The organism is Variovorax sp. EL159, from assembly GCF_900100965.1.
Lineage (GTDB): Bacteria > Pseudomonadota > Gammaproteobacteria > Burkholderiales > Burkholderiaceae_C > Variovorax.
Map to the genome: position 1 here is coordinate 135,212 of NZ_FMUJ01000003.1, position 10,785 is coordinate 145,996.

At 65.8% G+C, this 10,785-nt stretch carries 11 protein-coding genes; 10 read left to right on the forward strand and 1 reads right to left on the reverse strand.

The genetic code is table 11. The features are described from left to right. Positions 1 to 189 precede the first annotated feature (189 nt). The 6 genes from BLQ28_RS12800 to BLQ28_RS12825 all read left to right on the forward strand — a co-directional run bounded on the left by BLQ28_RS12800 (position 190) and on the right by BLQ28_RS12825 (position 8,496). Positions 190 to 1,422 (forward strand): SAM-dependent methyltransferase, encoded by a 1,233-nt coding sequence (locus BLQ28_RS12800; protein ID WP_093239682.1) that lies wholly within the window; start codon positions 190 to 192, stop codon positions 1,420 to 1,422. A 157-nt stretch (positions 1,423 to 1,579) separates the two neighbouring features. Further along, entirely contained in the window at positions 1,580 to 3,079 is a 1,500-nt protein-coding gene (locus BLQ28_RS12805; protein WP_093239684.1) for an MFS transporter, read from the forward strand. Positions 3,080 to 3,275: 196 nt separating this feature from the next. Then, positions 3,276 to 4,316, forward strand: coding sequence for an L-glyceraldehyde 3-phosphate reductase (gene mgrA, locus BLQ28_RS12810; protein WP_093239685.1), 1,041 nt, complete (start codon positions 3,276 to 3,278; stop codon positions 4,314 to 4,316). Between the two features lie 324 nt (positions 4,317 to 4,640). Then, the gene (locus BLQ28_RS12815; protein WP_093239687.1) at positions 4,641 to 5,447 is read left to right on the forward strand and encodes a BMA_0021/BMA_0022 family TOMM bacteriocin; all 807 of its coding nucleotides are present in this window, start codon (positions 4,641 to 4,643) and stop codon (positions 5,445 to 5,447) included. A gap of 30 nt (positions 5,448 to 5,477) precedes the next feature. Continuing rightward, the gene (locus BLQ28_RS12820; RefSeq protein ID WP_256327280.1) at positions 5,478 to 6,335 is read left to right on the forward strand and encodes a class I SAM-dependent methyltransferase; all 858 of its coding nucleotides are present in this window, start codon (positions 5,478 to 5,480) and stop codon (positions 6,333 to 6,335) included. Between the two features lie 10 nt (positions 6,336 to 6,345). After that, complete coding sequence (locus tag BLQ28_RS12825) at positions 6,346 to 8,496, forward strand: TOMM precursor leader peptide-binding protein (RefSeq protein WP_093239688.1); 2,151 nt, start codon at positions 6,346 to 6,348, stop codon at positions 8,494 to 8,496. A gap of 15 nt (positions 8,497 to 8,511) precedes the next feature. Here the strand turns inward: BLQ28_RS12825 and BLQ28_RS12830 are convergent, their stop codons facing one another. After that, positions 8,512 to 8,718: a dodecin gene (locus tag BLQ28_RS12830; protein ID WP_093239690.1), complete on the reverse strand. Its 207-nt coding sequence runs from the start codon at positions 8,716 to 8,718 to the stop codon at positions 8,512 to 8,514. A 26-nt stretch (positions 8,719 to 8,744) separates the two neighbouring features. Between BLQ28_RS12830 and BLQ28_RS32955 the strand changes: the two genes are divergently transcribed. The 4 genes from BLQ28_RS32955 (at position 8,745) to BLQ28_RS12840 (ending at position 10,755) form a co-directional block, all read left to right on the forward strand. Then, positions 8,745 to 9,074, forward strand: coding sequence for a hypothetical protein (locus tag BLQ28_RS32955; RefSeq protein ID WP_218121928.1), 330 nt, complete (start codon positions 8,745 to 8,747; stop codon positions 9,072 to 9,074). Positions 9,075 to 9,148: 74 nt separating this feature from the next. Next, entirely contained in the window at positions 9,149 to 9,256 is a 108-nt protein-coding gene (locus tag BLQ28_RS33495; protein WP_371126640.1) for a P-loop nucleotide/nucleoside kinase family protein, read from the forward strand. 6 nt (positions 9,257 to 9,262) lie between these two features. After that, positions 9,263 to 9,649 (forward strand): P-loop nucleotide/nucleoside kinase family protein, encoded by a 387-nt coding sequence (locus BLQ28_RS12835; RefSeq protein ID WP_371126641.1) that lies wholly within the window; start codon positions 9,263 to 9,265, stop codon positions 9,647 to 9,649. A gap of 101 nt (positions 9,650 to 9,750) precedes the next feature. Then, on the forward strand, positions 9,751 to 10,755 hold the full coding sequence (locus BLQ28_RS12840; protein ID WP_093239691.1) for an LLM class flavin-dependent oxidoreductase: 1,005 nt from the start codon (positions 9,751 to 9,753) through the stop codon (positions 10,753 to 10,755). The last annotated feature ends 30 nt before the right edge of the window (positions 10,756 to 10,785 follow it).

The following is a 10,785-nucleotide window of genomic DNA, read 5'->3' on the forward strand; positions in this document are numbered from 1 at the left end:
GTCGCTGTTGCACGGCACGTCGCCGGGCAGGCATGGTGGACGCAACGCACGCGGGTTGCCTTCTAGCACTTACTGCGATTTCTTGCGTTGTCCACACCATGCAGGCTTCACAAAATTTCGCTATCGTTTTGTTCGCTGCAGCAACCCGGCCCATTCGACCGGGAGAACCTAACAACATGGAGAAATTGCATGCTTTGGGAAAAGAAGCTGGCGCAGTGGAGCGCCGCCGTCCGCGCACGTGCCAACCTGCCTGCGCGCCTGACCTTGTGGGACGGCCAGTCGTATGACTTCGGCACCTTCAGCGGGCCCGCGGTCACCTTGCACGTCAAGTCCCCGGCCGCGCTGTCGCTGATGCTGCAGCCCACGCTCGACAACCTGGGCGAGGCCTACGTCAAGAGCAAGATCGACATCGAGGGCAAGCTCAGCGACGTCATCGACATTGCCTACGGGCTGGCCAAGACCTCGATCGACAAGCCGAGCGGTGCGCTGCAGAACATGGCGCGCTACTTCACGCACACCAAGTCGTCGGACAAGAAATCCATCGAGTACCACTACGACGTGTCGAACGCGTTCTACCAGCTGTGGCTCGATCCGAACATGGTCTATTCGTGCGCCTACTTCGAGAACGGCGACGAAGACCTTGCCACCGCGCAACTGAAGAAAATAGACCACATCCTCACCAAGATCGAACTCAAGCCGGGGCAGACCCTGCTCGACATCGGCTGCGGCTGGGGCGCGTTGGTGATTCGCGCGGCGCAGAAGTTCGGCGCGCGCTGCGTGGGCGTCACGCTGTCGCAGAACCAGTTCGAGTTGGCCACCGAGCGCGTGCGCGCGGCCGGCCTGCAAGACCGCATCGAGATCCGCCTGCAGGACTACCGCGACGTGACCGGCCAGTTCGACCGCATCACCAGCGTCGGCATGTTCGAGCACGTGGGCCGCAAGAACCTGCCGGCGTACTTCAAGCGCGTGCAGGAACTGCTGGCCGACGACGGCGTGGTGATGAACCACGGCATCACCTCGTCCGACCCCGAAGGCGGCGGCGTGTCGTATGGCGGCGGCGACTTCATCGACCGCTATGTGTTCCCCAACGGCGAGCTGCCGCACATCAGCCTGGCGCTGCAGGCGATGCAGCAGGGCGGCCTCGAAGCCTTCGACGTGGAGAACCTGCGCCGCCACTACGCGCAGACCCTGCGCCACTGGAGCGACAGCTACGAAGCCAACAGCGAGAAGGCCCGCGCGCTGGTCGACGAAGAAAAATTCCGCATCTGGCGCATCTACCTCGCGGGCTGCGCCTATGCCTTCGAGAACGACGACGTGGCGATCTACCAGATCGTCGGCCGCAAGGCGGGCAGGGCGGCGAAGACGCTGCCGTGGTCGCGCCGCTACATCTACGACGGCACCTCCGCACTGAACGCGGGCTGAACGCGGGATGAGCTGCAGCAGGCGCACCCGGGCGAGAACCCGGGTGCAAGCGCGGAACCGCGTGGCCCGATAGCATCGAGGGCTTCGCGGCCAATACCACCTCGGCGCCCACCAGACACCTTCGTCCGGGGGCCGCTTCCCGGCCCGAAGAAGCCCCATGAGCGCCAATCAACACACAACAAATCGCCCCCTGGTCATCGCTTCGATCATGGCCTCCATGGCCATGGTTGCCATCGAGGCCACCATCGTCTCGACCGTCATGCCGCAGATCGCCTCCGAACTCGGCGGCCTGCATCTGTACAGCTGGGTGTTCGCATCCTTCCTGCTCGCGCAGACCGCGATGACGGTGGTGTTCGGCAAGCTCTCCGACCTGTACGGGCGCAAGCCCATCATGTTCGTGGGCATCGCCGTCTTCGTCATCGGCTCAGTGCTTGCCGGCTTCTCGTGGTCGATGCCGGCCATGATCTGCTTTCGCCTGATCCAGGGCATCGGCGCGGGCGCCATCCAGCCGGTGTCGCTCACCATCGTGGGCGACCTGTATCCGGCGCGCGAGCGTGGCAAGGTGCAGGGCTACCTGGCCAGCGTCTGGGCGGTGTCGGCCGTGGTCGGCCCGATGATCGGCGCGCTGATCGTGCAGAAGCTGTCGTGGGCCTGGATCTTCTGGGTCAACGTGCCCATCGGCCTTGCGGCGGCGGCGGGCTTCTGGTTCTTTCTGCACGAGGCGCCGACCGTGCGCCGCTCGTCCATCGACGTGGTGGGCGCGGTGCTGTTCACCGTCGGCATTGCCGCGCTGATGATCGCGCTGACCGAGTTCGGCGTCGGCAATTCAGGCGTCGCGCTGGCGTGGGGCCTGCTGTTCGTCGTCACGCTGGTGCTGTTCATCGCGCAGGAGCGTCGCGCCGCCGACCCGATGGTGTCGCTCAAGCTCTGGGGCGCGCGGATGATCGCGACCGTCAACGGCGCCGCAATGCTCGCGGGCATGGTGCTGATCGGCATCACGACCTTTCTGCCGATGTACGTGCAGGTGGTGCTGGAGCGCTCGTCGGTCACGGCCGGCCTCACGCTCACGATGGTCATGCTCGGATGGCCCATCGGCGCGACGCTGACCTCGCGCACCTTTCATCGCATCGGGCTGTGGCGCATGGTGGTGGTCGGTGCGGCGCTGATCCCGGTGGGCACATCGACCTTCGCCTTGCTCGGCGCCGGCAGCTCGCCGGTGCTGCCCGCCATCGGCTCTTTCATCATCGGCCTTGGCATGGGCGTGATGAGCCTTTCTTCATTGATCCTGATCCAGGAAGGCGTGGAGTTGTCGCAGCGAGGCATCGCCACCGCTTCGAACGTGTTCTCGCGCAACCTGGGCAGCGCGTTGGGTGCGGCCTTCTTCGGCGCCGTCTTCAACTTCGGGTTGACGCGTGGGGACGGCACCATGATGTTCAGCGACGACCAACTGCGCATGCTGCTGCAGGGCGTGCACGGTTCCGTCGCCGGAGACGCGGGCATCCGCCTGGCGCTGGGCGGATCGCTGCATCTCACGTTCCTGATGATGCTGGTCGTGAGCCTGGGTGTGGTGGCGCTGGCGTTGCTGCTGCCGAAGGAAGGGCTCGAAAGCCACGGGGCCAAGGTCGGCGACGGCGAGGCTGCGCGGAGTACGGAGTAGATGGGAGGGGCTTCGGCCCGCTGCATATCGTTTCGCGCTTTTCTTCTTTGTGCGTGCGCGTGTCCGTTGATACGTTCGCACCCGTCGCTTTCAATGAGCGGCTTCGGCGCTTGCGGCGACATCCGCCCGCAGGCATGCTGCTCGGGCACGCCACGCGTGCCTTCCTTCTTCACATCTTTCTGCCTAGAAACACCTCATGACTTATCTCGCCGCCCCCATGCGCTACGACGCCATGCCCTACCGCCGCGTCGGCCGCAGCGGGCTCGTCTTGCCCGCCATCTCGCTCGGCCTGTGGCACAACTTCGGCGACAGCACGCCCATCGACGTGCAGCGCAAGCTGCTGCGCACGGCCTTCGACCTGGGCATCAACCACTTCGACCTGGCCAACAACTACGGCCCGCCGTACGGCAGTGCCGAGACCAACTTCGGCCGCCTGCTGCGCGAAGACTTCAAGGCCTATCGCGACGAGCTCATCATCTCCAGCAAGGCCGGCTGGGACATGTGGCCCGGCCCGTACGGGCAGGGCGGCGGCTCGCGCAAATACGTGCTCGCCAGCCTCGACCAGAGCCTGCAGCGCCTGGGCGTGGACTACGTCGACATCTTCTATTCGCACCGCTTCGATCCGCACACGCCGCTCGAAGAAACCGCCTCGGCACTGGCCCAGGCCGTGCAGCAGGGCAAGGCGCTCTACATCGGCATTTCTTCCTACTCGGCCGGCAAGACGCGCGAGATCGCCGCGTTGCTGCGCGAGTGGAAGGTGCCGTTGCTGATCCATCAGCCGGCCTACAACCTGTTCAACCGCTGGATCGAGAAAGACCTGCTCGCGGCCACCGACGACCTGGGTGCCGGCGTGATTGCCTTCACGCCGCTCGCGCAAGGGCTGCTGACCGACAAGTACCTGCACGGCATTCCGCCCGATGCGCGCATCAACCGGCCCGGCGGCGGTTCGCTGAAGCAGGAGCATTTGTCCGATGCGAACGTGGAGCGCGCTCGCGCGCTGAACAAGATCGCGCAGCGCCGGGGCCAGAGCCTTGCGCAGCTCGCGTTGACCTGGACCCTGCGCGATCCGCGTGTCAGCTCCGCGCTGATCGGTGCCAGCCGGCCCGAGCAGATCGTCGACAACGTGGCCGCGCTCGCGCATGCGCCGTTGAGTGCCGACGAGTTGGCCGAGATCGACAAGTACGCGGTGGAGGGCGGCGTGAACCTCTGGGAAAAGCCGTCGACCGACTTCGCTTGAGCCCACGTGTCGAAGGGGTAATGAGCCCTTTCGATTTATACGCAAAGGTCCGCACACTCGAGGAGACAGCCGAGATCCGGATGCCATGGCGTCGTCTGAAAATTTCCTGACGGAAATCACAAACTGTCAGCTAAAGTAAAAAAGTGTCTCCCGAATTCGGCCTCGCGCCGGATCGTTGCCGCGACCCGAACCGGGGCCGCGCCGCCTTGCCGATTCCCGCATTGCAACCACGTGCCCGTGTGTTGCGGCGCCTGACGCGGAGGGCGGCGTGCCGTGGCCACGGTTGCGTTTTAGTTGATCGTGCATTTCCTGAAAGGAAGCCTCATGAGGGATTACCGGATCGAGAACAACGGCCCGCTGCTGGACTTTCGTCTGGCCTACCTGCGCGCCATCGCCCGCTCGTGGCATGACACCGCCTACCGCGAAGAACTGTTGGCGCAGAAGGACATCCAGCCGATGCTCAACCGCGACTTCGGACTGAAGTCGGTGTGGCCGCTGCTGGACATTGCGATTCATCGCATCGACGACCCGACGCGCCGAACCGTGTGGAAGTCGCAGCTGACCGGCGGATGGACAGGCCTCAACGATGCCTTCGACATCGTGATCCCCGAGCGGCCGACCGCCAATGCGTCGGAAGCGCTCGCTGCCTACTACCAGTTCTTCCCCGACTTCATGGGGCCCGTCGGCGTGTTCGCGGACCAGCCGGGCGCCGCTTCGGCACCCGCGTCGACTGTCGGTCTTTCCGCGCTCGACGAAGTGGGCAGCTTGGGCGGCGGCCCGGAATCGATGCTGGCGTTCGGCGGCGTCGTGCTGCGGGCGATCGCGATGGCATGGGAGTCGGAAGAGTTCCTGCGCGAACTCACGCGCGCCGATCACAGCGACGCCACGCCGGTGCTGAGCCAATGGCTGGGGTACAACAACCCCTACAACTTCTTCGTTCGCTTCACCGTCAATCCGTCCTTCTCGTGGGACGCCGAGCGCGGCGCGTGGAACCTGAAGAACGCCGATGGCAGCACGATCAAGAACACCGTGGTGCTCAACTACCCGGTTGCGCCTGCTGCCGAGGCCTCGTGGCCCATCGCGCTGACTTCGTACAACCACACGGGCAGCGCATACCCGTTCACCTGCTGAACCTGCAGGACTTGTTGCAGGGACGCCGGATTGCCCACGGAAAACGTTGACGACAAGGCGGGGCACGCGCTGCAAGGTGCCTCTGCCACGCTGCTGTTGACGTTGGCCGCCCGGGCCCGGTCTGACAGCGTCGTTCCGGCGTCGGAGTTCTTCGATGCCGAGGCGCGCCGCATTGCCGCGGCGCTGCCGTTTGACCTCTCGGCCTACGCGAAGGACCCGGCCTTCGTCCGGGGCGTGGTCCTGCGGGCCGCGCTCATCGACCGTTTCGCGGCCGAGTTCTTCGCGGCCCATCCGCTCGGCATGGGCATCACGCTGGGCGCCGGGCTGTGCACGCGCCGCAGCCGGCTGGGTCTGCAAGCGATACAAAGCGGTGGCGTCAACTGGCTCAACATCGATCTGCCGGAAGCCATCCGCCTGCGCGAACAGCACATGCCACCCGACACAGGCGAGCGCAACCTGGCCTGCTCGATCCTTTCGCCTGAATGGCTGGACGCCGCCGATCTGCCAGGCAACCGCCCCGTGCTCGTCATGCTGGAAGGCGTGTGTCCTTATCTTCCGCAAGCGCCCCTCGAAGCCATCCTGCATGCGCTGGCCACGCGGTTCGCCGGGTGCAAGCCCGCAAGCGTCGTCGTGCTGGACTACGTGCATCCGATCCTCGCGAGGATGCCGGTGCAGGTGGGCGGCATGCATCTGCCGGTGGTGTCGGGCTTCGAAGATTCGGCCCGCATCGCCGCGATCCATCCGGCGATGCGCGTGCGCTCCGAAGACCATCTCTATTCGCAGTTCTCCGAACAGCACCGGCTCTTCGAGACCGCATTCCGGGCAACGTCCGGCAGTTCGCCCTATACCGTTGCGCGCTTCGCTCTCGGATCGCCGCACGAGGCCTGACCCGGCACCGATGGATTTCTTCACCGATGCCTTCCAGTGGCACGACAAGTTTCTGCCGCCACTGGCGCAGCAGAACGGCCTGTTGTTGCTGAGCGAGACGGACCTGTTCATGCTCGGTTCGCCCGGTGTGCGCGCCATCGACCCATTGCTGCGCGATCGCGTGAGCCTTGCATCGCATTGCGAGGCCGTGGGCATGCCAGCGCTGCTGGCCGAGATGCTGCATGCGCTCGAAGCGCTGGTGCGGCAGGGCATGGCAAGGCCGGTGCGGGCGGACGATGCAGCACGCCACGTCGTTCCCGATTTCTCCCTGCCGCCTGCGCACGTGCCAGTGAGCGAAGGCGTCGACGCCATCCTGCTGTCGAAAGCCGTGGCGCACGATGCGGCCATTGCCTGGGCACGCGCCGCGGCGGGAGACGCCACCAACCTCACCGTCGTTTTCTGCGACGACTATCTCGACCCCAGGCTCGGACTGATCGATGCCCGGCAGCGGGCTGCAAAGCATGCTTGGCTGCTGGTCAAGCCGACGGGCGAGCAGGCCATGGTCGGGCCGATGTTCACGCCCGACGCGGTGGAAGTCACCGCGTGCTGGCATTGCCTCTCGCACCGCCTGCTGCGCAACAAGCCCGCGCGAGCCTGGTGGCAGGGCAGGCAGGGCGGCGAAACCATCGCCATGCCGGTGCGCGCGGACGAAGCCTTTGTCGGTGAACAGCTGCAGCAGCTGCTTCCTTTGGCGCAAGACATCGTCACGCAGGCCGCACAGGCGCTGTGGACGCTCGACCCCGCGCAGCCGCATGCCGTCGTGGCGCGGCCCCAGTGCCCTCAGTGCGGCGACGCGGAACTCATGGCGCATCGGCAGCGCCAGCCGATCACGCTCGCGCCGTCACCTTTCACGGCCCGGTCCGATGGTGGCTGGCGCACGATGCCGGCGTCTGCCACGCTCGAACGACTGGCCCCGCACGTCGATCCGCTGTGCGGCATCGTCACGCAGGTCGTTCCCGTGGGCGCTCAAGCGGAAGACGCATTGACGGTCTACCGCAGCGAACTCTTCAGGACGCCGAACCTTCACGGCGATCTTTCTGCGGGCGGGTTGGTTCAGGTCTGTCTTGGCAAGGGCATCTCCACCGAGCAATCGCGCGCGAGTGCGCTGTGCGAAGCGGTCGAACGGTACGCCGCGTTCTATCAGGGCGACGAGGCCACGGTCATTGCGCCCGCCTCGGCGTTGGACGCGCGTTGCATCCCGCCGCAGGACCTCGCACGCTTCAGCGCCCGGCAGCGCGCGCAACCCGATGCGAGCATGCCGCCGCATGCGGTTGCCGCACCGGTGCTGTCGACGAACGAGTCGGCGTGGTGGGCACCGGCCTGGTCGCTGACATCCAACGAACGCTGCTATCTCCCGTTGTCGTTCTGCCATGCCAACGCCACGACGGAAAGCCAGCGGCATGCCATCTGGACATCGAACGGCTCCGCTGCAGGGAACACGCTGGAGGAGGCCATCCTCCAGGGCTTTCTCGAACTGGTCGAGCGCGACGCCGCCGCCATCTGGTGGTACGGACGAATCCAGAGGTCCTCTATCGACCTGGGGCAACTGGCTGCCGAGAGCCTGGCACGCATCGAGCGCAGCCTGGGTGCACCATGGCACTACTGGGTGCTCGACATCACGCACGACTTCGGCATTCCTGTTTCGGCCGCCATCGGCCGGCATCGCGTGACGGGCGACTGGGCCATCGGCTTCGGTTGCAGTCCGGACGCGGTGCTGGCTTGCGAACGGGCGCTGACGGAGATGGGGCAGCTGATCGCCGCAGGAAAGACGCTTTCCGTTGCGCCTTCGGGCGATGAGGAAGGCGTGCCGCGTTTTCTTATGCCCGCCGAGCCGGGCGACGCCGCACCGATGCGTTCGCCTGCTGCAGCCCCGCATGCCGACATCGCCGAGGAGATCGGCCGCTGCGTCGGCATCGCCTCGGCCCTCGGCATGGAAACCGTGGTGCTCGACTGCTCGCGCCCCGACATTCCGCTGCGCACGGTGAAGGTGGTCGTGCCCGGCCTGTGCCACATCTGGCCCGAGCTGGGCAACGAGCGCCTCTACCAGGTGCCGGTCGCCATGGGATGGCGAAAGAAGCCGCTGCAGGAAGGCGAGCTGAACCCCGTGGCGCTCTACGTCTGAGCGCGCAGCCAGCCGCTATTCGAGCGTGAAGCCGATCTTGAGCGTGACCTGCCAGTGCGCGACCTTGCCATCGACGACATGGCCGCGCGTTTCGGTCACGGTGAACCACTGGATATTGCGGACGGTCTCGTGCGCCTTGGCAATGGCGGTCTGCACCGCGTCTTCGATGCCGGTGGAGGACGAGCCGGTCAGCTCGAGCGACTTGTAAACGTGATTCGACATGTCTGTGCTCCTTGTGGTCCTTGGGGTTGACCCAGGCCATCGTAGTGAGTGCATGGCATGCCTGGTGGAATTTTCTGCATCAGGAAACTCGCAATCCGTCTTTGGCAAAGGGCAGGGGGCTGCGCAGAATCGGGCGCAGCGTTCACCTTCCCATTGCCATGCCACAGCGCCTTCTCTTCGACTCTCCCGCCGCACAGGCCCGCCATGTTCTCGCTTTGACGGCGAAGTCGTGGCGCATTCCGCCGAGTTCGCCGCGCGAGATCGCGCGCCGTGCGCCGCATGGCTATGTGCCGGTCAGGGCGTTGCGCCGGTTGCATGCGGCGGCGGTGCTGGCCTTGCTGCCGCATTCATGGTGAGCGCGGCACGCGTGCTTTGACAGCGCGGGCCCAGGCCCGCACCATGCGGGGCCAACCTGGAGGCACCGACACACATGCTGATCGTTCTGGGCGGCTTGCCCGGCACAGGCAAGACCACCATCGCCCGCGAGATCGTCGCGCGTTCGCGGGCCGTGTACCTGCGCATCGATGCCATCGAGTAGGCCATCGTGTCGGCGAGAGTGCTGGCGAAAGACGTGGGGCCTGCGGGCTACGTCGTCGCCTATGAGCTGGCCCGCGCGAATCTCGCACTCGGGCAGACCGTAGTGGCCGATTGCGTCAACCCGCTGCAGCTCACGCGCGAGGCATGGCGGGCCGTGGCCGCGGACACGTACGCACGCGTGATCGAAGTCGAGATCGTGTGCTCCGATATCGCCGAACATCAGCGCCGCGTCACACAGCGCATCTCCGACATTCAGGGCCTCGTGCCACCCACATGGGCTTCCGTTCAGCGCCATGACTACATGCCGTGGACCACGCCGCGTCTCGTGATCGACACGGCCTTCGTCAGCGCGGCCGACGCGGCGCAGTCGATCCTCGACCGCACGGGCGACTGAGCAATCTGCAAATATCGATATAGAAATTCAGCGCAACCGGTGCGCGCGATGCCCAAGAGAATTCGCAGCAATTCTTTCAAGGGCGACTTTCGCCGCACACCGTGTCCTATTCGCTGTCCCTGCTCGACAAGAGCCTGATCCCTGAAGGCGCCGACGCCGCGCAGGCTTTCCAGCACACCATTGCGCTTGCTCAAAGCGCCGAGCGGCTGGGCTACCGCCGCTACTGGCTGGCCGAGCATCACGGCAACCGCAATTACGCGGGGTCGGCGCCCGAAGTGCTGGCTTCGCATGTGCTTGCCAAGACCTCGCGCATCCGTGTCGGCACGGGCGGCGTCATGCTGCAGCACTACAGCCCGTTCAAGGTGGCCGAGACCTTCCGCGTGCTGGCCTCGCTGGCACCGGGCCGCGTCGACCTGGGCATCGGCAAGGCGCCCGGTGGCCTGCCGCTCACCAGCAAGGCGCTGCAGTGGCTGCATGACCCGGTGAAGCAGCGCGACAACTTCGGCGTGCGCCTTGCCGAACTCGATGCCTTCCTGCATGACGGCGTGGCCTCGGGCCATGCGTTGGCTGGTGCGGTCGCGACACCGAATCCGCCGCAGTTGCCGCAGCGTGTGTTGCTCGGCGGCAGCCCTGAGAGCGCTCTGCTGGCCGCGCAACTCGGCTGGGATTTCGTCTACGCGGGGCACTTCAACGGCGACCCGGTCAACCTCGAACAGTCCGTTGATGCCTACCGTTCCGCCACGGGCCGCGCACCGTTGCTCGCGCTCTTTGCCTTCGCGGCAGAAACGCATGAGAAGGCCGCGCAACTCGTGGGCGCGCTGCGCAGCTTCAAGGTGCATCTGCCAAGTGGCCAGAGCGTCAACCTGCCCAGCCTCGAAGCTGCAGCCGAGTTCGCACGGCAGGCCGGCGTGACCGACTACCGCACCGAAGAGCGCCGCCCGCATGTGATCGCCGGCACTGGCGAAGAAGTGCGCGACGCACTCGATGCACTGAGCGAGCGTCACGGCATCGAGGAGTTCGTCATCGACATCCCCGTCGCCGGTTTCGCGGAGCGTTTGGCCTCCGTCGAACTGCTGGCCAAGGCGCGTGAACTCGCACTGGCCTGAGTCTTTCTCCTTTTCCCTTTTTCTCCAGTC